Annotated in this window: 17 protein-coding genes; 6 read left to right on the plus strand and 11 right to left on the minus strand. The window is 38.0% G+C overall.

The genetic code is table 11. From position 1 onward, the window contains the following. Window positions 1-42: 42 nt before the first annotated feature. From G5B98_RS04580 to pbpC, 9 genes are all read right to left on the minus strand, one after another. Entirely contained in the window at window positions 43-633 is a 591-nt protein-coding gene (locus G5B98_RS04580) for a DedA family protein (RefSeq protein ID WP_196086159.1), read from the minus strand. A 138-nt stretch (window positions 634-771) separates the two neighbouring features. Continuing rightward, window positions 772-1,551, minus strand: coding sequence for a MetQ/NlpA family ABC transporter substrate-binding protein (locus tag G5B98_RS04585; protein WP_196086160.1), 780 nt, complete (start codon window positions 1,549-1,551; stop codon window positions 772-774). Between the two features lie 75 nt (window positions 1,552-1,626). Beyond that, the gene (locus tag G5B98_RS04590; protein ID WP_196086161.1) at window positions 1,627-2,409 is read right to left on the minus strand and encodes a MetQ/NlpA family ABC transporter substrate-binding protein; all 783 of its coding nucleotides are present in this window, start codon (window positions 2,407-2,409) and stop codon (window positions 1,627-1,629) included. 257 nt (window positions 2,410-2,666) lie between these two features. Continuing rightward, the gene (locus G5B98_RS04595; RefSeq protein WP_103624927.1) at window positions 2,667-3,341 is read right to left on the minus strand and encodes a methionine ABC transporter permease; all 675 of its coding nucleotides are present in this window, start codon (window positions 3,339-3,341) and stop codon (window positions 2,667-2,669) included. Further along, complete coding sequence (locus G5B98_RS04600; protein WP_196086162.1) at window positions 3,341-4,297, minus strand: methionine ABC transporter ATP-binding protein; 957 nt, start codon at window positions 4,295-4,297, stop codon at window positions 3,341-3,343. The genes G5B98_RS04595 and G5B98_RS04600 overlap by 1 nt, the downstream gene beginning before the upstream one ends. A 32-nt stretch (window positions 4,298-4,329) precedes the next feature. Beyond that, entirely contained in the window at window positions 4,330-5,316 is a 987-nt protein-coding gene (locus G5B98_RS04605; RefSeq protein ID WP_196086163.1) for a diaminopimelate dehydrogenase, read from the minus strand. 142 nt (window positions 5,317-5,458) lie between these two features. Continuing rightward, window positions 5,459-8,080, minus strand: coding sequence for a valine--tRNA ligase (locus G5B98_RS04610; RefSeq protein ID WP_196086164.1), 2,622 nt, complete (start codon window positions 8,078-8,080; stop codon window positions 5,459-5,461). Window positions 8,081-8,200: 120 nt separating this feature from the next. After that, complete coding sequence (locus G5B98_RS04615) at window positions 8,201-13,321, minus strand: alpha-2-macroglobulin family protein (protein WP_196086165.1); 5,121 nt, start codon at window positions 13,319-13,321, stop codon at window positions 8,201-8,203. 1 nt (window position 13,322) lies between these two features. Next, window positions 13,323-15,491: a penicillin-binding protein 1C gene (gene pbpC, locus G5B98_RS04620; RefSeq protein ID WP_196086166.1), complete on the minus strand. Its 2,169-nt coding sequence runs from the start codon at window positions 15,489-15,491 to the stop codon at window positions 13,323-13,325. Window positions 15,492-15,556: 65 nt separating this feature from the next. Between pbpC and G5B98_RS04625 the strand changes: the two genes are divergently transcribed. Genes G5B98_RS04625 through G5B98_RS04645 form a run of 5 tightly spaced genes read left to right on the plus strand, consistent with a single transcriptional unit; the run spans window position 15,557 to window position 22,612 of the window. Next, the gene (locus G5B98_RS04625; protein ID WP_196086167.1) at window positions 15,557-17,590 is read left to right on the plus strand and encodes an ATP-dependent helicase; all 2,034 of its coding nucleotides are present in this window, start codon (window positions 15,557-15,559) and stop codon (window positions 17,588-17,590) included. Between the two features lie 54 nt (window positions 17,591-17,644). Then, a complete protein-coding gene (locus tag G5B98_RS04630) occupies window positions 17,645-18,838 on the plus strand; it encodes an efflux RND transporter periplasmic adaptor subunit (RefSeq protein WP_196086168.1) in 1,194 nt (397 codons plus the stop codon). After that, the gene (locus G5B98_RS04635) at window positions 18,839-20,767 is read left to right on the plus strand and encodes a MacB family efflux pump subunit (RefSeq protein WP_196086169.1); all 1,929 of its coding nucleotides are present in this window, start codon (window positions 18,839-18,841) and stop codon (window positions 20,765-20,767) included. It begins immediately after the preceding gene. Window position 20,768: 1 nt separating this feature from the next. Continuing rightward, window positions 20,769-22,115 (plus strand): TolC family protein, encoded by a 1,347-nt coding sequence (locus tag G5B98_RS04640; protein ID WP_196086170.1) that lies wholly within the window; start codon window positions 20,769-20,771, stop codon window positions 22,113-22,115. 23 nt (window positions 22,116-22,138) lie between these two features. Continuing rightward, the gene (locus G5B98_RS04645; RefSeq protein WP_232525354.1) at window positions 22,139-22,612 is read left to right on the plus strand and encodes a flagellar protein; all 474 of its coding nucleotides are present in this window, start codon (window positions 22,139-22,141) and stop codon (window positions 22,610-22,612) included. Window positions 22,613-23,124: 512 nt separating this feature from the next. Here the strand turns inward: G5B98_RS04645 and G5B98_RS04650 are convergent. Next, a complete protein-coding gene (locus G5B98_RS04650; RefSeq protein WP_072594244.1) occupies window positions 23,125-23,556 on the minus strand; it encodes a GatB/YqeY domain-containing protein in 432 nt (143 codons plus the stop codon). A gap of 30 nt (window positions 23,557-23,586) precedes the next feature. Next, window positions 23,587-24,489, minus strand: coding sequence for a disulfide bond formation protein DsbA (locus G5B98_RS04655; protein ID WP_196086171.1), 903 nt, complete (start codon window positions 24,487-24,489; stop codon window positions 23,587-23,589). A 130-nt stretch (window positions 24,490-24,619) separates the two neighbouring features. On the opposite strand from G5B98_RS04655, the gene G5B98_RS04660 reads away from it, so the two are divergent. After that, the gene (locus tag G5B98_RS04660) at window positions 24,620-26,158 is read left to right on the plus strand and encodes an inorganic phosphate transporter (RefSeq protein ID WP_107953787.1); all 1,539 of its coding nucleotides are present in this window, start codon (window positions 24,620-24,622) and stop codon (window positions 26,156-26,158) included. Window positions 26,159-26,165: the final 7 nt, after the last annotated feature.

A 26,165-nucleotide genomic window follows, 5' to 3' on the forward strand; every position in this document is an offset into this window, starting at 1 on the left:
ATTTTAGAAAATACATTAAATTTTACATACTTTTATATGTATTTAGCCTTTTCTTTGCTTTATTATATAGACCACGCTTATTACTGCAACTACAGCTAAAAGAGTGATCGTGATTAAAAAAAGTGTCTGTTTGTCAGGATTTGAACCTAAAAAATAGCCAACTCCAAGCAAAACAGCACACCAAATCCCAGCGCCAAGCGTGGTAAATAGGCAAAATCTAAAAATGTTCATCTTAGCAAGTCCGGCTGGCAGGCTTATGTATTGACGAATGCCAGGAATCAGACGTGAGTTAAATGTAGAAATTTCGCCGTGTTTATTGAAAAATGCTTCAAATTTATCCATTTTTTCGTGAGTGATTCCCACAAATTTGCCGTATTTTAAAACGATCTCGCGACCAAAAAAATAGCAAAGATAGTAGTTAAAAATAGCTCCAAGCAGGCTTCCAAGCGTACCTGCAAGAAAGGCCAAAATTAAACTCATTTCACCTTTATGTGCCAAATAGCCAGCAGGTATCATTGCGACCTCGCTTGGAAATGGAAAAAATGAGCTTTCTAAAAACATCATGATAAATATGCCAGCATAACCCCAGCTACTTACGCTCGCAACTATAAAATCAATAACATCATGCAGCATTTAAATTCCTGAAAAATTTTAAAGTGAGCCATTTTAGCAAAGCATAGCTTAAGCTTTTTGACAAAAATAAAGAGAGTTTGTAGCTTATTAAAACCAGATGAAAGTAGAAGCAAAATAGGGCGAAAGCTCGCCCCATTTTTAAAATGCAGGTATGACTTCGCCTTTATAGCGAGTGATGATGAAATTTTTAGTATCGGGGCTAAGCACTGCATCAATCAAAGCTTTGATTTTAGGGTTATTTTCGTTGCCAGCCTTTGTGACGATGATGTTAGCGTAAGGACTGTTGGCATCCTCAAGCAAAAGTGCGTCTTTTGCCACGCTCATACCAAGATCAAGGACAAAATTTGTACTAATGGCAGCGATATCGACATCATCAAGCGTTCTTGGTATCTGAGCACCCTCAAGCTCTACAAACTGTAAATTTTTAGAATTTTTAGTTATGTCATTTATAGTTGCAACTTTTACGTTTTTATCGATCTCAATAAGACCAGCTTTTTCTAAAATTCTAAGTGCTCTATTACCATTTGATGGATCATAAGCGATCGCAACTTTTGCACCATCTTTTAACTCTTTTATGTTTTTTATCTTTTTAGAGTAAAAGCCAAGTGGCTCGACATGGACATTTGCAACACTTACAAGATGCAAGCCTCTAGCCTTGTTTTGCTCCTCAAGATATGGTAAATGCTGAAAGAAATTTGCATCCAAGCTGCCATCTTCTGTGGCGACATTTGGGATAGAGTAGTCTGAAATTTCAGAGATAACAAGGTCGTAGCCTTTATCTTTTAGCTTTGGCTTTACAAATTCTAAAATTTCAGCGTGTGGTACTGGTGAGACGCCGACTACGATAGTGTGGTCTTTGTCGGCTGCGTTAAGGCTTAGAGCAACTAAAGATGCGGTTAAAAGTTTGATAAATTTCATTGTTTTTCCTTTTTTGTTTGGTTTAAGCGACGCTAAAAAGGTAAAAGCTTTTACGTCGCTTATTTAAATTTTTAATTAAAACGCTGGAAGGATAGCACCGTTGTATTTTATCTCGATAAATTTTTTAACTTCTGATGAGTTTATTGCTTTATCAAGAGCCTTTATTTTAGGGCTATTTTCGTTACCAGACTTTACTACAACGTAGTTTACATACGGGCTATTTTTGCTTTCAAGCACAAGTGCGTCTTTTACCGGATTAAGATTAGCATTTAGAGCATAGTTTGTGTTAATAACCGCGATAGTAACGTCATCAAGTGTTCTTGGTACTTGAGCAGTCTCTATCTCTTCAAACTTAAACTTTTTAGGGTTATCAACTATATCAAGCGGAGTTTTTAGTGGATTATCGTTTAGCTTAATAAGTCCAGCATTTGCAAGGATATCTAAAGCACGGCTTTCATTTGTCGGATCATTTGGGATAGATACGGTCGAACCATCTTTTAGATCTTTGATGTCTTTTATCTTTTTAGAATAAACTCCCATTGGCTCAAGATGAACGCCAACTGTTTTTATAAGATGAGTGCCTTTGTTTTTGTTAAATTCTTCAAGATATGGAAGGTGCTGAAAGAAATTTGCATCTAAATCGCCATCTTCTGTTGCAAGGTTTGGCGTAGTGTAGTCGTTAAATTCTTTGATCTCAAGCGTATAGCCATCTTTTGCCAAAATAGGCTTTACAACCTCTAAAATTTCAGCATGAGGGATAGGTGTAGCACCAACGATTATTGTTTTTGATTTATCAGCTGCATTTGCACTTACACTAAGACCAAGAGCAACTAAAGAAGTAAGAAGTAGTTTTTTCATTTATTATCCTTTTAAAATTTGCCAAGCACCAAAAAAGGATAAATTTAAGCTAGAGGGTTAAATTTCTTTTTAAGCGCTTAAGCTAGTTCTAAGCACTTAAAAAGAAATTCTGTGCTTAGAGATTAGTCTTTCGACGACGCGTTTTTTAATAGGCGGCACATGTGGCACATATCTGATTTCATCTTTTATCCTTTCAGCTAAAAATTAATTCGGGCAATTTTAAGGAAAAAAGCTTAAAATCAGATAAAAACAAAGGCCTATTTTTTAGAAATTTTATATAAGTAGTTACCTAAAACTTGAAAAATTTGAACCATAATAATAAGAATAACCACGGTGTAAAGCATGATATCTGGGCGAAATCTTTGATATCCGTAGTTTATAGCGACAGATCCTAGTCCGCCACCGCCAACCGCACCAGCCATCGCTGAAAAGCCGATATTTACAATAAGCGTTAGCGTAAATGCCGAGATAATGCCAGGAAGTGCTTCTACAAACATGACTCGAAATATGATCTGAAATTTCGAGCTTCCAAAGCTTTGAGCAGCTTCAATAATGCCTTTATCAACCTCTTTTAGAGCATTTTCAATGAGCCTTGCTACAAACGGAGCCGCGCCAATAGTTAGCGGAACGATCGCAGCCGTAGTGCCGATACTTGTGCCTACGATCATTTTCGTAACTGGAAAGAGCACGATAATTAAAATAATAAACGGAAAGCTTCTAAGCACGTTTATAATGATATCTAGCACAAAATAAAGTTGTTTGTTTGGCTTTAGTCCATCTTTATCTGAAAGTATGAGCAAAACCGCAGGTATTAGGCCTATGGCAAAGGCGAGTAGGGTGGAGACTATGCTCATATATAACGTCTCGCCGATAGCTGGCAAAAGTATCCTAGAAAATACATCTGGAAATTTAGAAAAATCAATACCAAACATCAAGCAACCTCCCATAAAACGCCACTTTGCTTGATGTAGTTAAGTACGTTTTCTTTATCTTTTTCATCTATGTTTATGACAAGCGAGCCAAGAACATTTTCGTTTAGCTTCTCAAGTTTGCCCCAGACTATGTTAAAGTCGATATTTAGGCTTCTTGCCATGTGTGTGATCACGCTGTTTTGAGCCACTTCTTTTGGGAAAAATAGCCTGATATTTGTGCCAGTGCTTGGCAAAATTTCAACTTCACCCAAAAACTCTTTCATCTTCTCGTCTGGCTTTAAAAATAACTCTTCAATACTTCCAGAGCCTATGATCTTGCCACTTTCTAGTAGTATCGCACGTTTTGCGATCGATTTTACAACCTCCATCTCGTGCGTGACGATTACGACGCTGATATCTAGCTCTTTGTTTATCTTTTCAAGCAGCTCTAAAATTTGATTTGTCGTGTTTGGATCAAGAGCCGAAGTCGCCTCGTCGCTTAGTAAAATTTTAGGATTTAAAGCAAGCGCTCTAGCGATCGCCACACGCTGTTTTTGACCGCCACTTAGCTCGCTTGGATAGCTTTTTGCCTTATTTTCAAGACCGACTAAATTTAAAAGCTCTCTCACTCTTTTTTCGGTCTCAAAGCTTTTGTAACCCCAAAATTTAAGCGGAGTAGCCACGTTTTCAAAGACGTTTTTTCTAGCCATCAAAGCAAAATGCTGAAATATCATCCCAACATCTCGCCTTAAATGTCTCTGCTGCGTCTCATCTAAATTTTTTATCTCTTTATCAAAGACTTTTAGGCTGCCACCTTGATAGCTCTCAAGCCCGTTTATGCATCTTAAAAGCGTTGATTTGCCAGCACCGCTGTGTCCCACGATAGCAAAAATTTCACCCTTTTTAACCTCTAAATTTATATCAAAAAGGATCTGTGTATCACCATAAAATTTGGTTAAATTTTCTATTTTTATCACTAAATTTTCCTTATTTTTAAAAGTGCGTCATCTTATAAAATTTCGCGCCTTAGCTCATCTGCACTCTTTGGTGAAAGAAGTGCTGGAGCTATGTCAAATACGCTAAATGCGCCGCGCTCGCCTCTTTGTGCCAAGCGATATGCCGCACGGGAATAGGCTACAAGTACGCTTGCTGTAAATTCTGGATTTGAGTCAAGTTTTAGCGAAAACTCGATCAAGTGTTTGTTCTCGCCATGCTCTCCGCTCACTCCACTTCGCAGCACAAATCCCCCATGTGGGATACCGCTATGCTCTTTTTTAAGCGTTTCAATATCTATAAAATGCACGCTTGTGTCGTAGTCGGCAAAATAGTTTGGCATCGTTTTTATCTCATGCTCGATGCGTGCCTTATCAGCGCCGTCCTCTGCCACGACGTAGCAATCGCGCAAGTGTTTTTCTCTTGTGGTTAAATTTGGATTTTCCCCAGCGCGTACTCGCTCTAGTGCGCTATCTATGGGCACCGTGTATTGACGAGCGTCCACGACGCCTTTTATCCTGCGGATAGCGTCTGAGTGGCCTTGACTCACGCCTTTGCCCCAAAATGTGTAACTGCTGCCGTTTTCAAGCACACTCTCGCCAAATAGTCTATTTAGTGAAAATAGCCCCGGGTCCCAGCCAACAGCGATGACGCCTACATTGCCACCTTTTTTAGCAGCTGCGTCCACTGCGGCAAAATGCTCTGGTATTTTAGCGTGCGTGTCAAAGCTATCGACGACATTAAACTCTTTTGCAAACTCTGGCGTCTGCGTTGGAAGGTCGGTTGCGCTGCCACCGCAAAGCACTAAAACATCAAATTTGCCCTTGTGCGATAAAATTTCATCCGCGCTAAATACTGGCGCGCCACACGTTTTTACCTTACTTGGATCTCTGCGGCTAAAGACTGCTGTTAGCTCCAAATCCTTGCTATTTCGCACCGAAAGCTCGACGCCACGACCTAAATTTCCATATCCTAAAACTGCTATTTTTATTTTTTCACTCATTTTTTATCCTTTAAATTTACATGCAAGGTAGTGCAGGGCGATAAATTTCACTTTAATAAGACAATGTATTAGCGCCAATGGTAGCGTGGCAACTACAAGCTGCCAAAGATAAAACGCTACCCTTCAACTTTTGCCGCAAAACCTACTCGCCAAGAGCTTCTAGCTCTTCGCATACTTTTTTAAATTTAGCCTCAGCGCTCTCTAGCGCCTCTTTGTTTGTCTCTATGACCTCTTTTGGTGCGTTTGCTACGAAATTTTGATTATTTAGCATGCCTGAGAGTTTGGCTATCTCTTTTTCAAGCTTTGTCTTTTGAGACCTTAGCCTTGTGATGATACCGCTCATATCAAGCCCTTCAAGCGGGACAAATGACTCTAAATTTTCACTCACGTCTCTTATTGAATTTTCGATTTTCTCATCTACAAAGCCAATCTCTTCGCATTTTGCAAGCAGCTTGATATACTCTTTAACCTCGTCAAGATCTATTTTTTCATTAAATTTAACAAAAGCTTTTGCTATCTTTGAGTTGCCAAGATCTATGGTCGCTTTTGCACGGCGAATAGCCACGATCGCTTCGATAACTAGCTCAAATTTCTTCTCAACATCTAAATTTCGCTCTTTTACTTCTGGGTAGCTCATCACCATTATCGATTTTGCATTTTCAAGCTGTGTACCGCTAAGCTCCTGAAATAGGTACTCTGAAAGAAACGGTATGAAAGGATTTAGCAGCTTCATCGCCTCTTTAAATATACTTCCAAGCTCTTTTACGCTCGCTTTATCAGCCTTGCTAAGCTCGATGCCCCAGTCGCAAAACTCATCCCAAAGGAATTTATAAAGTGTGTTTGCTGCGTCATTGAATCGGTAGGCGTCGATATTTTCGCGTACCTCTCTTACACACTCGTTAAAGCGGCTATTCATATAAATTCCAAGCTTTGTTTGAAGCTTGATGTCTTCTAAATTTTCAAATTTGCTCTCATTTAGCATGAGATATTTGCTTGCGTTATAAAGCTTGTTTGTGAAATTTCTTACCTGCTTCATCTTGGCATCACTTAGCTTGATGTCACGTCCTTGAACGGCTAGAAGTGTTAGCGTAAAGCGCAATATATCGGCGCTATATTCATTTATGCTATCAAGCGGATCGATGACGTTACCAAGACTCTTGCTCATCTTTCTGCCGAATTCATCCTTTACAAGCGCGTGCAGATAGATATCGTCAAATGGCAGCTTACCAAGGGCATTTTCACCCTGAAACATCATCCTAGCAACCCAGAAAAATAATATATCAAAGCCAGTTATGAGAAGGTTGTTTGGATAAAACTCGGCAAGGTCGCCTTCAAACCATTTTTCATTTTTTAGTTCATTTTCATTTCCCCAGCCAAGCGTGCTAAATGGCCAAAGACCGGAGCTAAACCACGTATCTAGCACATCTGGGTCTTGGTGGATGTTTTTACTTTTACATTTTTTGCACTCACACGGCTCGCCTTCGTCAGCCCACATATGACCGCAATCATCGCAGTAAAATACTGGAATTTGGTGTCCCCACCAAAGCTGGCGTGAGATACACCAGTCTCTTAGTTCTCTCATCCACGCGTTAAAGCTGTTTATCCAGTGCGGCGGATAAAATTTGGTAAGGCCTTCAGAGACCTTTTGTATCGCTTCGTCTGCGATCTCTTTTTTGACAAACCACTGCTTTGAGATGTATGGTTCGACGACATTTTTGCAGCGGTAACAGTAGCCTACTTGATTTTCGTAGTCTTCTATCTTTTCGACATTGCCAAGTTTTTCAAGCTCGGCCATGACGATGTCTCTAGCCTCAAGCCTCTCAAGTCCTGCAAATTTGTCGCACCTGTCGTTTAAAATACCCTTTTCATCAAAGACAGTAATAAACTCAAGATCGTGCCTTTTGCCAACCTCGTAGTCATTTTGATCGTGTGCAGGCGTGACCTTAACAAGGCCTGTTCCAAATTCCATATCAACATGCTCGTCTGCGATGATCTCGATCTCTCTATTTATGATAGGTAGCACCACCTTTTTGCCGATTAAATTTTTATAGCGCTCGTCGTTTGGATTTACCATTACAGCGGTGTCACCAAAGTAGGTCTCTGGACGAGTAGTCGCAACAACAACAAATTCACTTGGCTTATCTGCAAAATAATATCTCAAATGATAAAGTTTGCCTTTGTTTTCTTTGTGCTCAACCTCGATGTCAGAAAGCGCCCCATCATGCGTACACCAGTTTATCATATAGTTTTTCTGAACGATCAGTCCTTTGTCGTATAAATTTACAAAGGCTTTTTTTACAGCTTTTCTTAAACCCTCATCCATAGTAAATCTTTGACGAGACCAAGCCGGAGTTATACCAAGTTTGCGCATTTGATGGACGATCATGCCGCCGCTTTTCTCCTTCCACTCCCACACTTTTTCTACAAATTTCTCACGTCCAAGCTCTTCTTTTTTGATGCCTTGAGCTAAAAGCTGCTTTTCAACTACGTTTTGAGTAGCGATGCCAGCGTGGTCGAGGCCTGGTTGCCAAAGTGTCTTATAGCCGTCCATTCTCTTGTAACGAGTCATAATATCTTGGAGTGTAAAGGTTAGGGCGTGTCCGATGTGAAGCGAGCCAGTCACATTTGGAGGTGGCATCATAATGCAAAATTTACGTCCATCTTTTTGAATATCTTTGTTCGCGTCTATCTCGAAGTATCCGCGTTCTTCCCAAATTTTATAAAATTTATCTTCTATCTCTTTTGCATTGTAAAATTCTGCCACTTTTGTGTCCTCTTTCGTTTAAAAAATGCTTAATGTTATCTAAAATTTGTTTAAAAAAATCTTTGCAAAAGTGGGGAAATATGGGCTTGGGGCGGTTAAACGCCCCAAAATTTATATGGCTTATTTGACAGTAAAGCTTCGCTGAGCTAGGTCGTAGTCGTTTTGTCTTTCGTTATACATATTTTCAGTTGTGACTGCACCAAGCGAGCATTTGCCGCCAAGTCTTACACGATAAGGTGTGTAAAGCACAGCCTCTCTCTTATCGCTATCTAATGTATAAAAACTTAAAACGCGATCATCTTTTATGCTCTGATATTCAAGCTCAATGCTATCTTTAAGACTCTTATTAAAGCCACTTAGATTTTCATTTATTGGCTCAAAGCAGCTACTTACTATCTCGTTTATTACACCATTTTTAACCATAGCTTTAGAATTTATCACTATTTTTGAATAGACAACATCATTTACTCTTAGGCTGTCAAGACCTAGCTCTTTGCCTTTTTCATCGACAAACGTTCTATAAATATCAAGCTCTTTTGGCTCTATTTTATGCTTAATCTCAAGTGGCACATAAGCGTAGCTTAAGATGGAGGCATATAGCTTGTTTTCACCAAGTGGAGTGATGGTAAAATTTCCATCTTTTGCTGTAAATGATACGCTTAAAAGGCCGTCAAATTCTTTACTTTCGCCGTTGTAGCTAAGTTTAAATTTATTATTTTTCTCGCCAACATCTTTGCCAAAGTAGGCATTTAGCGCTCTAAGTGTAAAAGCGCGCTCTTGCGTTGAGCTAAGCTCATTTAAATTTGTGATCAAGAAATTTGCAAGATCATCTGAGTAGTCGTTTTTCTCAAAATATTTTGCGTGTAGATACAAGATAAATGCATTGTCTCTCATCTTTGAGCCAAAGCTAGAATAATCCCTGCTGTAATCAGCTATCTGAGCTTTTTTAATATCTTTTAGCACCACCTTTGCTTCGTCATTTAAGCCATTTAGTTTCAAAGCTGCTGCCATTAGATATTTATTAAGTGCAGTCGTATTGTAAGCTTTGTGGTCATAAATTTTATTTAGCACTGATTTATCAGCAACATTTGCGCGGGAGCTTACATAAATAGCATATAGGGCTTCAATGTCTGTGTTTGTATATTTTAAGAGCGAATTTAATGCTCTTTGCTTTACATTTTTATTTAGCTCATATCCAGCCTCTTCAAGATCAAGCAGCACATCAGTTGCATAGATCGAAGCAAATGCATTTGTACTACCTAGATCGCTCCAGTAGCCAAAGCTACCATCTGGTTTTTGCATCTTAATTAGCTCACTCATACCGCTTGCAATAAATCTCTTTTGATCATTTTTTTCAAGCTCATCTTTTGGCTTTAAATTTAAAAGCGCAAGCAGTCTAGAGCTCCTTTGCTCTGCACATCCGTAAGGATACTCGACTAAATTTTTAGAAGCTGCTAATAGCACGCTTGAGACCGAGCTTGACGCATCTATACTAACATTGTGAAAGCCTTTTGGAAGAGAGATCATGCTCTCTTTGTCAAAGACGCTACTTTTTGCATAGGTGCTAATCGTATAAGGATTAACTACATCAAGTAAATTTTGAGCAGTTTTTGAGCTATTTTTGTCGCTTATTGTTATATTGTATTCGCCAGCTCCAGCTTCAAGAGCTGAAATTTTAAATGTAAAGGCTTTATTCTCAAGCGGCTTTAAATTCGTATTTTCTTTTGTTTTGATGTTTAAATTTTTACTGCTAGCCACTTTTATTGTTAAATTTTTATCCTCATTTGTTGTGTTTATGAGTCTTAAGTTCGCATTTAGCTCATCGCCTTTTAACAGATAAACTAACGCACTTGGCTTAATAATCACATCATCTTTTACTAAAATTTCTTTATTTACCGCATTCATGCTATTTTCATTATTTGCCACAACATCTACTCTAATGGCAGAGTTAAAGCCATTTGGCGTTTTAAACTCGTATGAAATTTCACCATTATCGTCAGCTTGAAGGCTTACTAAATTTGCATATGTTTTTACTTTTTTGCTATCGACTGGACTAGCATGTTTTGCCATTTTTGCCTCCATGGCAAGTGCAGCCATATCGCCACCAAAGCTTAAAGTTTTGCCCTCGACCTTATAGTTTGTGAGCATATTATAAATGTCATAGTCAAAGACGCCATCTGGTAAAATTTTGTCAAAAAATTTAAGTGGATCGGCCGGCTTTTGTGAGGTGATATCAAGCACGCCAACATCTGTGATAAATAAATTCACATAAGCTTTTGGCTTTGTTTTTAGTGAAATTTTTATGTTTTCATCGCTTTTTGCCGTATTTGGTGCATCAAGACTTAGATCAAGTATCCTTGATGACTTATCAGCTTTAGCATAAACCTTACCGTAAGCCCTAAACGGAGTTAATCCGCCATCTGTCATGCGGTAGATATTTGCACTCACGTAAAGTCCGCTAAAATCAAAATCAAGTTTAAATTTCACATTTGCTGAGTTGTTTTTTATCTTAACGACCTTGTAAGCTTTCACGCCACCATCTTCAAGTGTAACAAGGGCGATACCTTCTTTTATAGCTGAGCTTATATCAGCACTTAGTTCATCGCCTTTTTTGTAGATATTTTTATTTAGTTTGATTTGAGATTTGCTAAGCTCTTTTGTTGGTGCTAGAGTTGAGTAGTTGTAGCCACTTACGTCCATATCAAGGCTTGTGCTTGCTCCACTTACTAGATTTGTAGCGATGATCACATATGAGCCACTTTGTGTAAATTTATAGCTAAACTCGCCATTGTCTTTATAAAAATTATCCACATCTTCTAGCGTTTGAAACCACTTTATATAGCCATTTGCATCTCTTTGGTATTGCCAAGTAACGCGTTTTATATCAAATTTTAAATTTGATTTTACGGCCTTTTGACTTGACATATCTACTACAACCGTTCTTATTTTTACATCTTCGTTTGGCTCAGCAAATGTCGTGCTTGCTGCGATACCAACCATATCTTTATAAGGATAGAGCGTAAAGCTTTTTGTATCGCTTACGTTTTTGCCGTCATCATTTACATTGAAATTTATCACGCCTGTTATGATAGAAGAGGCATTTTTAGTGCTAAAGCTAAGATCTATCATTTGGCTTGATTTGCCATCTTTTGAAAGAGTGAGATCATTTTCAAAAGATGGATAAGCACTTGGTTTTAGCGTATTGTTTTTAAATTTATACTCTTTAAACTCACTATTTTTATATTCATCATCAAAAAAGCTCACCTGCATGCTGCCATCAAGCTCGCTAGCAGCGCCACCAAAGAGATAGTTGCTGGCTAGATTGGCTCTAACAAGCTCATTTGCGAAAAATTTATCTCTCTCAAGCGTTATCTCATTTTTTATCCTATTTGGCATAAAACTCTCAACAAAAAATGGCACATTTGAGATCACTTTGCTTGCGTAAATTACTTGCATATTAAATCTACCGCTTAGATCGCTTAATATCTCTTTTTCAAAATTTACCAAGCCAACGTCATTTGTATTTTTTGAAATTTCAGCACTACTTTTGCCTTGTGGATCGAAAAATTTTATCTTTATAGGCATATTTTTTAAAGGATTAAAATCTCTATCTCTTAGATAGATTGCACCCTTTAAACTCTCATTTGGTCTTATGATATTTGAAGCAAAATGAACGTACGCATCGATACTCTCACTGGCATTTTGACTCATAAATTTCGCTTCATTTAACGCTTCGTCTTCTTTTAAAATAAGAAAATTTTGCTCTTTTCCAAGAGAGACAACCACCGAAGAGATATCTTTGTAAATATCTCTTTTGTTAAATTTAAAAACGCCTATATCATTTGTCGCACCAACTGCGATTTCTTCGTTCTTTTTGCCATAAATTTTCACATTTGCGTTTGGAAGCATTGTATTTTCGCCAAGACGATTTGCAAATACGAAAATTTCATCCTTGCCAAGCTTTGCATTTACGGCGATATCACTTAGATAGACTACTTTTGAGACGCTCTTATCCTTGCCGTAGTTTAAATTTATTTTATAAACGCCGTCTCCAGCTCCAGCAAAGTCAAGTTTGATTTTATTTAGCGAAATTTCATTTAATGCGCCATCAAGCTTATAACTTTTGCTTGCCACTTTTGTGCTGAAGTTGCTTAACTCTTCGTTATTGTCATTAAAATTTAAAAAATATCTAAAATTTTGATCGCTTAGCTTTTCAATGCTTACATTTAACTCAGGCAAATTTGCACTTCTGATACCGATCTCACCGACGCTTGAGATATATGGCTCATTATTTATAAAATTTGCAAATGGAGTGAGATTGCCAGCTACTACTTCATAGCTACTTTCTTCTCTTACTACATTTCTATCATCGCCAAAACCGGGCTTAATGGTGATTTCATAACTATTTTGTGGCTTAAAATCATCACTTGTAATATCAATGTAGTAATAATACTCGCTAAGTTCTGAGTTTTCTTCATAGTTGTCACTATATTTAACGTCACTAATGCTAAAGTTTTTTACACCTTTAATGTTTATAAATTTTTTTAAGTTAATGTCGTCATCAAGCCAATTTTTTAGATAAATTCTAAAGCCCAAGATGCCATTATCAAGGCTTACTGGATAAATTTCTGGTATCTCAAGACTCTTTGCATTATCATTTATATTTACGCTTTCTTCGCTTATTTCATCGGCAAAATTTACTATCGTTTCACCTGAAAGCGTTGCGCCAAATTTGCTCTCAAATTTTTCACCAAAATCAAAAACCGGATTGCTTAAATTTTTATCAAGATTAAGCTCAAAGCTATTATTAGAAAGCTCAATTGCTTTAAATTTCGCATCTTTTACGGCAATATTTTTGATAGCTTCAATATTTACTTCATCATTAAATTTAACTATATATTTGCTATCACTTATTTTTTCTATCTTTGTTAGCTCAAATTCTTTCGTGGTAAAACTAGCAGTACTTCCGTTTTCAAGCTTGCAGCTATAATCCAAACCAGCGTGCATATCTTTTGTAAAAAGTAGCAAGCTTTGACTATTAAATCTAACCGTACCATTTAACGCTGGTTGGCACAAAAGTAGCTTTTTATCGCTTAGCATACCAACAAAATTTTTATCGACTTTATCTTCTAGCCCAAACTCTACGCTTAGGGGCGATTTTATCAGTGCTGTACCATTTAGGCTCAAAGCATATAAATTTGTCATTCCCAAAAGTGCTAGAAGCGCTACTTTTTGCCACATTTTATCTCCTTATTTTTATTGTTATTTCACTTTGATTTGAGTTTTGATCAAGGCATTTTATGCTGTGCTCGCCAAGAGTTAGACCAAACTTTTTCTCGCTTGCATTTTCTATCTTAGAAAAGTTCAAATCATCTATTTTTAGGTAAATTTCATCGCCTAAAAACGCGTAGCATTTTACCATAACTTGTGTAATATTTTCATCTGTTACTATCTCTTCATTGTCATACGGATAGGCAAAAACTGGCCTTTTATCTTTAAAAATTTCAGCACAAGGACTTTTTTGTATCTCATCTTTATCCAAAAGCTCATTTTTAACCAAAAAATCAAGCTCTTCGCCTCTTAAACTTTCGCACTTATCCTTTAAATCTACACCCTTTATCCTATCATCAAGTGCCATTTTTTTACACTTTTTATAGTTAAAGGCATCAAGGCAGGTTGGCAGCTTTTCTATGCCATCTGGCTCACTCATAAATCTTAACTTCTCTTTTTGAGCAATTATCTTAAACATATCAAAAAGGCTCTTTGATACGTCATTTAGTCCTGTTAATTTATCAGTTTTGCTGGCATTAAAATTTCCAATCCAAATAGCAATTGTGTAATTTTCATCAACGCCTATGGCGTAAAGATCGCGTGAGTTTGCGCTTGTGCCAGTTTTAAAAGCAATCTTTGGCGTATTTTGGGCGTACTGCCAAGCATTTTTTAGATACGATCTTGAGGCTTCACTTAGCATTTTAGCAGTCAAATAGGCACTTTGAGGCGAGATGAGAGTTACATTTTTCTCCTCATTTTTGTAGTTTTTGCCAGCAAACTCAAGCGGCCTATAAATGCCGTCATTTGCATAAATAGTATAAAGATGAGCAAGATCAAGCAGGCTCATTTCAGCACTTCCAAGCGTTATAGAAGCTCCATAATACTCTTTATCTTCATCTACTAAATTTACCTTTTCAAGTAGTTCGTAAAGCGAATTGTCTTTTAGTTTTAAGTTTAAATTTATAACCGGAATATTTAGGCTGAAATTTAGAGCATCTTTCGCGCTTACGATACCTAAAAAATCATTACTAAAATTCTTTGGGGCATACTCTTTTATATAAATTTGCGTATCAATTAACTGCGAATTTGGCGTGATAAGCCCGCTATCAAGCGCAAGCGAGTAGATAAAAGGCTTTAGCGTGCTGCCGGTATTTCGCTTCATATTTAGGGCTGAGTTTTTACCGTCACGCGCATGCTCATCATGCGAGCCGATGAAGGCAACAACACTCATTTTTTTATTATCAATGACCACGGCTGCTGCGTTGTTTGCATTTTTAGCCTTTAGCGAAAACATCGTATCTTTTAAAATTTTAAGCATATCTTTTTGTAAATTTAGATCCAAACTAGCCTTTGAAATTTGGTTTTTAAAAGCGACATTTGCATAATCTTCCGCGGTTACGATAGCTTTTGCTCTTACATTTTTAAATGGCTCAGCCTGCGCTCTTTTAAAAGCACTAAGATCTATTAGCTTTGCTTTGTAAAGCATCTTTATGACCCTGTTTTTTAGGGCGTTTATGTTTGAAACGCGGTCTAGTCTATTTTTGTTTGGATTTTTAGGGATCGTGCTTAAAAGTGCAGCCTGAGCGTAGCTAAGCTCGTTTAGTTCCTTGCCAAAGTAAAAAAAGCTAGCCGCCTTTGCTCCCTCGATATTGCCGCCGTATGGGGCTAAATTTAGATAAAAATTTAAAATTTCATCCTTGCTAAAATGAAGCTCGAGCTGAAATGCTCTAAAAATTTCTCTTATCTTATTTTTATAGCTCCTATCACTTGGCTCAAGCATCCTAGCTACTTGCATCGTTATAGTGCTAGCCCCTATGCGGTTATCGCTTCTTAGGTTGTGGAAAAATGCTCTAAAAATGGAGGCAAAATTTACTCCAAAATGGTAGTAAAAGTACCTATCTTCAAAGAGCACGACGCATTGTTTTAGTGAGCTTGGGAAGCTTTGTTCGTGAAATCTCCAAATTCCGTCGCTGCTAAGCTTCATATTTATAATGTTGCCATTTCTATCAAGTAAAATTTTGGCTTCGTCTTTTTTAAGTGCATCTAAATTTAGTGGATAAATTTGATCTAATATCAAAAAAATAGCAACCAATAGAGCCAAAAATAAGGCAAGGAATTTTAGAAATTTAAACTTTTTCATCCGCGTGATTATAGCTGTTAAAGTTTAAGTAGCTATAATTAGACCTTTTTAAAAAAGAGGAAACAATGCCCTTATCTAGGTTAAACAAAGAACAATACACCGCCGCAACTGCGCCATTTGGACACAATCTCATCATCGCTTCAGCTGGCACTGGCAAGACTAGCACGATTGTCGCTCGCATCGCTCATCTTTTAAATTTAGGCGTAAAGCCAGAGAAAATTTTGCTTCTTACATTTACCAACAAAGCAGCGAGCGAAATGATAGAGCGCTTAAATAGGTATTTTGACAAACAAATCACCTCTAAAATCACCGCAGGCACCTTCCACTCGGTCTCATTTTCGCTTTTAAAAAGCCTTGATAAAGGCGTCACGCTAAAGCAGCCAAGCGAGCTAAAGACGCTTTTAAAAAGTCTTGTTGAGAGGCGTAAATTTTACCATTTAAGCGACGTCAAACCTTACGGCGGAGCCTATCTATACGATCTTTACTCGCTCTTTCAAAACAGCGAACAAGGCACAACATTTGGCAAATGGATAAGTGAGAAGAGCGAAGAGCAGGGCGTTTATGCTGAAATTTATGAAGATGTTTTAGAGGAGTTTGAGGCTGAAAAGGCTAAATTTGCCTACGCTGACTTTAACGACCTTCTCATAAAAATGCGCGACGAGCTAAAAAAAGGGGCAAATTTAGCTTATGATGAAATTTTGATCGACGAGTATCAAGATACAAACACGCTTCAAGGCAGCCTAATAGACGCATTTAAGACAAAGAGCCTCTTTTGCGTGGGCGATTTTGACCAGAGTATCTACGCATTTAACGGCGCAAATATCGAGATAATAGGCTCATTTAAAGACCGCTTTCCAAACGCAAATATCTACGCTTTAAATGTAAATTACCGCTCAAGCTCGAGCATACTTGCCCTTGCAAATAAGGTCATAAATAACAACCCAAGGCTTTATGAAAAGCACCTCACAGTTAGTCGCGAGGGAAATTTCAAGCCCCCAAGGCTGCTTGTCTATAATGAGCTTTTTGATCAGTATCAAAACATCGCTGATATCATCTCGCTCTCGCCATTTAATAGAGAAAATATCGCCATAATTTTTAGAAATAACTCATCAGCTGATGGCATCGAGGTCGCACTAAAAGAGCGAGGTATTGGCTCAAAGCGAAAGGGCGGGGTGAGCTTCTTTGAGAGCCGTGAGATCAAGGCGCTCATCGACATCATGGGAATTTATGTCAATCCAAAAGATATAATGGCATTTATCCACATCTGCGAATACGCAAAAGGCGTTGGAAGCGCAGTTAGCAAAGAAATTTTTGACGCGCTGCTTAAGCTTGGGCATGGAAATTTGATAAAAGGGATAGTTGAGCCAGATGAGAGCGTAAATATCTCATCAAACAAAAGGCGAAACTACCAGCTTGGCCTTTTTGACGATCTTGACGAATTTGCCGAAGTTTCAAGGTTTTCTAAGCTTGGCTTTAGTGATAAATTCCTAGGCCATCCAGTGCTAAAACTACAAAAGCTAAGCGAGAGTGGGGCGCAGTTTTTATATGAAATTTACAACTTTTTAAGAGGCATGAGAAATATCTCAAAGCCAGCCACGATGATAAACGAGATAAAAACTAGCAAAATTTACTCTCTCATCGTTGAAAATCTCAGCACAAAAAGGGCAACTCTAAAAAACGGTAACGTCGATCTGGCACTTAAAGAAGAGGTTAAAGAGCGCATAATGGCAAAGAGTGTGGTGCTAAGCGAGCTAGCTAAAAAATATCAAGATATCAGTAAATTTTACAACTTCTTAGCCCTTGGAAGCAACGAGATGAGCGAAGGGCAGGGCGTTAGCTTGCTTAGTGTGCATGCGAGTAAAGGGCTTGAATTTGATCAAGTTTTCATCGTCGATCTCGCGCAAAACCGCTTTCCAAATTTAAAGCTAATGAGTATGGGCGGTAGTCTAGAAGAAGAAAGACGGCTCTTTTACGTGGCAGTGACCAGAGCAAAAGACGAGCTATATCTTAGCTATGCAAAATACGACAAGATAAAGAAGGTGAATTATCAGCCAAGTAGGTTTTTGATAGAGGCTGGCATGGCAAAAGAGGAAGTTTAAAGAGAATTTTAATCTTATTAAGTAAAATTGACTAATTTTTTACAAAGAGAAGCAATGAAAAAATCTAAAATTTTAATAATTCTACTTATTTTAGGCATCGGTGGATATTTTATCTATGATAAATTTTTTAATATAAAAGATGAAAAGGTGGAGTTTATCACCAAAAAGGCAAAAAAGGGCTCATTTAGCAAAAAGGTCGATGCGACTGGAGAAATTTTCGCTACTGAGCTAGTTGATGTGGGTGCGCAGGTGAGCGGCCAGATAAAAAAGCTATACGTTAAGCTTGGAGATCAGGTAAAAAAGGGCGATATGATCGCAAGTATCGATAGCTCGACACAGCAAAATAGCATCGATAATAAAGAGGCACAGCTTGCTATCTACAAAGCTCAGCTAGAGAGTGCAAAAGTGGCTCTAAATATCGCTAAAACGCAGTTTGATAGAGAAAATGCACTCTTTTCTAAAAACGCCACTTCAAAACAAGAATTTGAAAGTGCAAAAAATACTTATAGCGCAAATAGTGCCAAGATAAAGGAGCTCGAGGCTCAGATCAAGCAGACAAATATCGAGCTAAGTACTGCTAAGATAAATTTAGGCTACACAAAGATTACCGCCCCAAGAGATGGCATAATAGTAAGCGTACAGGTCGAAGAGGGACAGACTGTAAATGCCAACCAAACTACACCAACTATCGTAAAGATCGCAGATCTTAGCTATGTCAAGATGAAGATGCAAATAGCCGAGGGCGACATCACAAAGATAAAAGTTGGTACGCCAGTTGAATACTCGATCCTCTCTGAGCCAACGAAAAAATTTCAAACAACGGTTAGCTCAATCGACCCTGGCTTAACGACATTAAGCGATGGTAGCTATGGCTCTAGCAGTAGTAGCAAATCCACAAGCTCAAGCACTTCAAGCAACTCAGCTGTTTATTATTATGCTCAAAGCATAGTTGAAAATAAAGATAAAATTTTAAGAATAGGCATGACCACGCAAAATGAGCTTTTAATAGCAAATGTAAAGGACGCTATCATCGTACCAAGCATCGGTATCAAAAGAGATGAAAACGGCACATTTGTCTATGTTCTAAAAGATGGCAAAGCGGTAAAAACAGCGGTCAAAACTGGCATAAAAGACAACCTAGATACGCAGATCATTAGCGGTGTGAACGAGGGCGACGAGATCATCACATCACAAGGCTCAGCAAGCGAGATCGCTAAGATGATCGAAAAAGAACAAAGGAGATTTTAGGTGATAAACCTAAAAAACATCACCAAAAGCTTTAAGCTAGGCGATAATGATATAGAGATCTTGCATGGTATAAATTTAGAGATAAAAAAGGGCGAGTTTATAGCTATCATCGGTCAGTCTGGCTCTGGCAAATCAACCCTGATGAACATCCTTGGCTGCTTAGATAGCCCAAGTGGCGGACGGTACTTGCTAGATGGCAAAGATATATCAAAATTTGATAGCGATGCACTTGCTAAGCTTAGAAGGGATAAATTTGGCTTTATCTTTCAAAGATATAACCTGCTTAGCACGATGAATGCCCTTGAAAACGTAGTACTGCCAAGCATCTACGCAGGGGCAAACAAGAGCGAGCGAGAGAAAAGAGCTTATGAGCTTCTTGACTCACTTGGACTTAGCGAAAAAGCGAAAAATTTACCAAATAAACTTTCAGGCGGACAGCAGCAAAGGGTCTCCATAGCAAGAGCGCTGATGAATGGTGGCGAGATCATTTTAGCAGACGAGCCTACAGGCGCACTTGATAGCAAAAGTGGTCTAAGGGTGATGGAAATTTTAGTTGATCTTTATAAAAAAGGTCACACCATCATCATCGTCACGCACGACCCAAAAATCGCAGAGTATGCGAGTAGGGTGATAGAGATAAAAGATGGCAACATCGTAAGTGACAATGTAAAAAATAGCGAAATTTACGAGGCCACAAAGCAAACACAACCGGAAAAGAGTAAATTTACCTACTATAAAGACCAGCTAATCGAGAGCTTTAAAATGTCAGTAAATGCGATGCTAACTCACAAGCTAAGATCACTTTTAACTATGCTTGGTATTATAATTGGCATCACCGCAGTCGTTAGTGTCGTAGCCCTTGGCAAAGGCTCGCAGGAGCAAATTTTAGCTGGCATCAGAAAGATCGGCACAAACACGATCGACATCATGCCGGGGAAAGGCTTTGGCGATATGCTTTCAGGCAGGGTAAAAACGCTCTCTATAAGTGACGCAAATATGCTCTCAAAACAGTCGTTTCTTGACTCAGTCACTCCAAATACAAGTACTTCAGGCGTACTAACGTATGAAAATATCTCCTTAACAGCGACATTAAAAGGTGGTGGAGTAGGGAGCTTTGATGTAAATGGACTAAAGCTGGAAAAAGGAAGAATTTACGATGAGGACGAGGTTTTAAACTCTGATTCAGTTACACTAATCGATCAAAACACTAAAAATAGCATCTTTAAAAGCGAAGATCCTATCGGCAAGATTATTCTTTTTAACAAAAAGCCACTGCGCATTATTGGCGTTTTGCAAAAGGATGATTTTAAGATGGGCGACTCAAGCACGCTTAAAATTTACGCCCCTTACACGACTGTGCTAAACAAGGTCACTGGAGATAAATTTATAAGCTCGGTCACAGCCAAAGTAAATGAGGGCGTCAATGCACAAATCGCCGAAAAAACACTAACCGAGCTTTTAGAGATAAAGCACGGCAAAAAAGACTTTTTTACAAGAAACTCAGACAGCATCAAGCAAACGATCGAAGAGACCGTCTCAACCATGAGCCTTCTCATCTCAAGCATCGCCGTCATCTCGCTCGTGGTTGGTGGCATAGGAGTGATGAACATCATGCTAGTCTCAGTCACTGAGCGCACCAAAGAGATAGGCATAAAAATGGCGATCGGAGCCAGGCAGAACAACATCATGCAGCAGTTTTTGATAGAGGCGGTACTACTTTGCCTTATCGGCGGAGCCATCGGCATCGTCTTGTCCTACGCGATCGGCTACATTTTCAACAACTTTTTAGATGGTTTTAGCATGATCTTTTCAAATGGCTCGGTCGTGCTTGCGCTTGTTACATCGATGTCCATTGGCATCATCTTTGGCTACATGCCCGCCAAAAATGCCTCAAAACTAAATCCAATAGATGCGCTTTCAAGGGAGTAATATGAAATTTCTAAGCTTAGCTTTAGTACTTGTTTTAAGTGGCTGCGCTGTTAAAAATATAGATGAAAACTACAAGCAAATTTTACTTGAAGATAACGCCAGTAAAGAGCTTGGTGTGGATACTTCTTGGTGGAAAGAGTATCATCAAAGCTACCTTGATGAGCTTGTAGAGCTTGCGCTTAAAAACAACACCGACCTTGCAAAAGCTGCGATAAATGTAAATAAAGCGCTCGCTCAAGCTGGCGTTTTAGAAGCAAATTTGATTCCAAGCTTTAGCGCTGGCATCGAGGCGGAAAGTAGCAAAAATATAAAAGAGGGCGGCGCTTCTAGTAGAAGTTTTGGTTCAAGCATAGGGCTTAGCTATGAGCTTGATCTTTGGCAAAAGCTAGCAAATAGCAAAGACGCAGCGATGTTTGAGGCAAGAGCGACTAAATTTGATCTGGAAGCTAGCAAACTAAGCGTGATAAACTCCGTAACAGACGCCTATTTTCAGATTTTATATCTAAATGAGAGCATTAAAACTTATGAGCAAATTTTAGAAATTTATAATGAACTAAATAAGATAGTTGGGCTTAAATTTGAGCTTGGCAAAGAGGAGGCGCTAAGCTCAAAACAGATAAACTCACAGCTTTTAAGCGCTCAAAATAAGATAGAAAGCGCCAAAAAAGAGCTTGTGAGTGCTAAAAAAACGCTTAGGATTTTGCTAAATGAGAGGCCAGAATTTGAGCTTAAATTTGAAGACCTTATACTAAGTCCCGTTAAAAGAGTGGGCGTTGATCTAGATGTGCCAACAAGCACCATAGTAAACCGCCCTGATCTAAGAGCAGCCATTTACCGCATAGAAGAGGGCATCTTAAACTACAAAGTGAGCCAAAAGGAGTTCTATCCAAGCATCACGCTAGGAGCCAGCCTTAAAAGCAGCACCGACAAAAAAGAGGAAGCCTTTAGCCTTAAATTTCTAAATGGCAACATAGCTCTGAATTTACCATTTTTAAACTATCACAAGCTAAAGTCAAATTTAAAGGTTAGCGAGGTAAATTTTGAGCTTGCAAAGCTAAACTACATAAGCACTCTAAATAGCGCATTAAACGAGATAGACGCATTTTATAAAGGCTACCTAAACGACGAAGCGCTGCTTATAAACTATCAAGAGCAGATAAAAAACTATGAGGAAATTTCAAAAATTTACGAGCTAAAATATTCCTACGGTAAGGTAGAACTAAAAGAATTTTTAGAGGCAAAAAATAGTGAGCTAGAAGCCAAAATAGGGCTATTAAAAGCAAAATACACGCTTTTACAAGACGAGCTAAATATCTACAAAGCTATGGCTGGCAAATTTAATAGGTAAATTTATAAGCTCGGCTTGGGACTATGAGGCAAATGCATGTAGCAGTGATGGCAAATTTAGCGCCAAATTTGAAGGCTGTGAGGTCGCTATGGGCGCTCCAACCCTTGGGCAAGCTACGACTTTTTATAAATAGCAAGCACTGTCTAAAATTAAAAAATGAGCCTTCAAACCACGAAAAAAGACTATCAAATTTGGATCAAAATTTAGTCAAAGATGACATCACCCACCAAATTTTACTTAGCGAAAGAGCGACTGCTTGCTTTTTGTTTTCAGAGGACTCTAAATTTCTAGCTTTTTCTGAATGGACGGCAGATAAAATGCAGATCGTAAAGGTAGTGCACCTAGCCGATGTGAGCATAAAAACTGATAATAGGCGCAAAAGAGTAGTGGAATTTCTCTCATTTGATGATGGCTTGCTTGAAATTTTAGACTCACCGATCTTTATGCCTAAAAACTACACACTGGATATCCGCACACTTTTTGACGATAAAATTTAATTCTTGAGCGAGCGCTTTATGTACATTTATTGCAGTTTTTGCAAGGTTAGTGCTCCGCGCTTAAAAGCAAGAACCATAAACTCCAAAGATAGCTCTTGCTCACTTTTTCAAAATAGGGTAGATCAAATTTTAAGTTATATATAAGATAAATACAAATTTCACATTTTTTGAAAAGTGTAAAATTTAACTAATTTTCTTACAAATATTTTTATGTCAAATTTAATGGATAAATTATAATCATACAAAAGATAAAATCCAAAATAAACCTATAAATCAACATTTAAATTCATATAAAAGAAAAAATAAAAAAATTAAAATAACAATTTGAAAATTATAGTTTTCAATACAAATATATAAAAAAGCTTGTATTTTACCTTTTAACATATTCATATAAGTAGTATTATGCTTTTAAAATTATCTTTTTAAAATGAAAGTCGTATTTGATTTTTTGAAAACTTACAACATTTAGAAGTAAGTTTTCAAAAATTAGAAGTTTTATAAGATTGTAGATTTTAAGCCAAAAGCTCTTTTGCGATCATACTTATGCGTTTTGCTTCAGCACTTGCTCCGATCTCATCTTTTGCCATTTTCATTACAGCACCTAAATTTTTGCCAGCTCTTTCAATAATCTTTTTTATTTTTTCTTTAAGCTCTTCATCACTTAGCTGTGCTGGCAAATATGCCTTAATAAGCTCAATCTCGCCCTGCTCTTTTTTAGCCAAATCCTCTCTAGCACCTTTTATATAAAGCTCAACCGAGTCAGCCCTCTTTTTGATCTCCTTTTGAAGCAGTGGGAGTACCACTTCATCAGTCATTTCGATCCTTTGATCGACTTCAACTTGTTTAAGTGCTGCATTTAGCGTTCTTAAAGTATCTCTTTTAAACTCATCTTTTGCCTTCATAGCCTCTTTTATATCAGCTAAAATTTGCTCTCTTATACTCATTTCCTCTCCTTTAAATTTTTAAAATATTAACTAAAAATTTGTGATAATTTCTTGAAATTTTCCTTGCATATAGGCCACCCCAACACCCTCTCTAAGCCCATCGTCAATAACTAAAAATTTTGCTTCTTGCCCACTTAAAAGCTCCTCTAAAAGCAAGGTTCCAGCGATGAGCGGATACTTTCTACTTCTTCCAACCGCTGTGTCAGCACTCTTATCGTCCATCTTTAAAAGCTCATCCATAAACCAAGCAAGATCGTCATTTTTAAGCTCATATCCGCTTACTTTTTTTGGATTATAGTTTTCGTAGTTAAGTCCTAGTCGTAGCGCTGCGATAGTAGTTGGTACGCCAGAAGTCAGCACGATAAATTTATTTTTTAAGCTATTTAAAAATTCTCTTGCATCTTTTGTATAAATTTTTGCGTTTTCTTGCATTAAATCAAGCGTTTTAAATTTCTCAAAAAATGTAATAATGCCAAATTTAAAGCTCATAAAATTTCCATCTTTGCCGATCTCTGAGCTTGCCCCACCGATGTCAATGACGCTAAAATTTTCATTTATTCCAAGCTTTTTAAAAGCATTTTGAACACCCAAAAATGTAAGTTTTGCTTCTGCTTTACCGCTGATGATATGAAAATTTATGCCAAATTTCTCTCTTATCTCGCTAAAAATTTCCTCACTATTTGACGCCACCCTAAAAGCCTCAGTTGCGACTGCTACGCATGTAAATTTATCAAAATCAAATTTACTTTTAGCCTCCGATATCGCTTCAAAGAGCCTATTTTTAGACTCATCTGCTATCTTGCCACTTTCATTTAGCCCTCTAGCAGCTCCAACTATCTTTTCATAAATTTGCTCATTACTAAAGCCATTTTGTTCTTTTTTGACAAGCGCTACGCGAAATGTGTTTGAGCCAAGATCGATCGCTATAACCAAAATTTATCCTTAAAAATTTTTGTAGATTCTAACATATGATAATTTAGTATCATTTAAAGTTGAAAAATTCTAAAAACTTTAATATTTTTCAAGATATAATCCCTATCAAAAACCTTATAAGGGGGCTTGATTGCTTCGAGATAACTTATTGGCATTTGTTATTTTTGCAATTTGTAGCGTTGGATTTTTCGTTTGGGGCTATCAATACATTCCGACAAATAACTACTTTTTATTCTTGATCGCTGGCATGTTTGGTCTTTTTATGGCCTTTAATATCGGTGGAAATGACGTTGCAAATAGCTTTGGCACAAGCGTTGGTGCTAAGACGCTAACACTTAAGCAAGCTCTCATCATCGCAGCTATTTTTGAGCTTAGCGGTGCGATATTTGCAGGATCAGAGGTTACAAATACGATTAGAAACGAGATCGTGAAATTTCCAAGCGATCTAAACCCAATGAAATTTGTCATCATTATGATCTCAGCCCTTCTTAGCTCTGGGCTTTGGCTATTTTACGCATCCAAAAAAGGTCTGCCGGTCTCAACCACCCACTCGATCGTTGGCGGCATCGTTGGTGCAGGACTTGCTATGGGTTTTATGATAAAAGATCCAGAGCCATTTAGCATGGTCTCATGGAGCGAGATCGGTAGAATCGCCGTAAGTTGGGTCATTTCGCCACTGCTTGGCGGCGTGATGTCTTACATTATATTTGGCTATGTAAAAAGTAAAATTATCGAGCCAACACATGAACTTAAAATGAATCTAAAAGCTCTAAAAGCTGAGCGAAAAGCATATAAAGAAAGCTTCATAAAAGCACTAAAAACAAAGCCAGCTGAGGAGCAAATAGCCACTCTTTCAAAGATCGCAGTTATCGATGAGGACGAGATCGAAACCACTGAATACAGCGAATATCGCTCAAAAATTCGCATCATGAAAGATAGCGAAAAAGAGATAGATACCTTTAAAGCGATGAAAAAGCACATCCCGATCATCGCTGGATTTGCCGCAATGGTCATCTCATCAATGATGCTTTTTAAAGGGCTTGAACACATAAATTTAGCCTTTAGCATCATCCAAACTATCTGGATCATCTTTGTTATCGGAGCACTAGCATATCTTGCAAGCCTTGCTATCATAAACGTCATGAGCAAAAACGATAGCGAAAAGAGTATTAATAGAATTTTCTCATGGTTTCAAATTTTTACCGCTTCATCTTTTGCATTTTCACACGGCGCAAACGACATCGCAAACGCAGTTGGACCATTTGCAGCCGTACTTGACGTGCTAAAAACTGGCTCTATAAACGAAAGCTCGCCCATACCAAGCATCGCAATGGTAACCTTTGGTATCTCGCTTGTCGTTGGACTTTGGTTTTTAGGCAAAGAGGTGATCACCACCATCGGCTCAAAACTAGCTGAAATTTTACCGACAACTGGCTTTAGTGCTGAGCTTGCCTCAAGTATCGTCATACTTCTAGCTACAAAGCTTGGCATACCAGTTAGCTCGACTCATATTCTAATAGGTGCAGTTTTAGGTATCGGTATCGTAAATAAAAATGCAAACTGGAAAATGGTAAGACCAATCATTCTTGCTTGGCTCATCACGCTTCCAGCAGCTGCTATCTCATCAGCTATATTTTATTTTGCCCTTGCTAAATTTTTAGGCGTTTAGTCATATT

This window comes from Campylobacter concisus, assembly GCF_015679985.1.
Lineage (GTDB): Bacteria > Campylobacterota > Campylobacteria > Campylobacterales > Campylobacteraceae > Campylobacter_A > Campylobacter_A concisus_AC.

What these genes read in the sequence shown, in the direction of transcription:
- G5B98_RS04650 (WP_072594244.1), bottom strand. Translation starts at nt 23,556, where the DNA reads ATGAGTATAAGAGAGCAAATTTTAGCTGATATAAAAGAGGCTATGAAG.
- G5B98_RS04595 (WP_103624927.1), bottom strand. Translation starts at nt 3,341, where the DNA reads ATGTTTGGTATTGATTTTTCTAAATTTCCAGATGTATTTTCTAGGATA.
- pbpC (WP_196086166.1), bottom strand. Translation starts at nt 15,491, where the DNA reads ATGAAAAAGTTTAAATTTCTAAAATTCCTTGCCTTATTTTTGGCTCTA.
- G5B98_RS04640 (WP_196086170.1), top strand. Translation starts at nt 20,769, where the DNA reads ATGAAATTTCTAAGCTTAGCTTTAGTACTTGTTTTAAGTGGCTGCGCT.
- G5B98_RS04645 (WP_232525354.1), top strand. Translation starts at nt 22,139, where the DNA reads ATGAGGCAAATGCATGTAGCAGTGATGGCAAATTTAGCGCCAAATTTG.
- G5B98_RS04625 (WP_196086167.1), top strand. Translation starts at nt 15,557, where the DNA reads ATGCCCTTATCTAGGTTAAACAAAGAACAATACACCGCCGCAACTGCG.
- G5B98_RS04605 (WP_196086163.1), bottom strand. Translation starts at nt 5,316, where the DNA reads ATGAGTGAAAAAATAAAAATAGCAGTTTTAGGATATGGAAATTTAGGT.
- G5B98_RS04580 (WP_196086159.1), bottom strand. Translation starts at nt 633, where the DNA reads ATGCTGCATGATGTTATTGATTTTATAGTTGCGAGCGTAAGTAGCTGG.
- G5B98_RS04630 (WP_196086168.1), top strand. Translation starts at nt 17,645, where the DNA reads ATGAAAAAATCTAAAATTTTAATAATTCTACTTATTTTAGGCATCGGT.
- G5B98_RS04590 (WP_196086161.1), bottom strand. Translation starts at nt 2,409, where the DNA reads ATGAAAAAACTACTTCTTACTTCTTTAGTTGCTCTTGGTCTTAGTGTA.
- G5B98_RS04615 (WP_196086165.1), bottom strand. Translation starts at nt 13,321, where the DNA reads ATGTGGCAAAAAGTAGCGCTTCTAGCACTTTTGGGAATGACAAATTTA.
- G5B98_RS04585 (WP_196086160.1), bottom strand. Translation starts at nt 1,551, where the DNA reads ATGAAATTTATCAAACTTTTAACCGCATCTTTAGTTGCTCTAAGCCTT.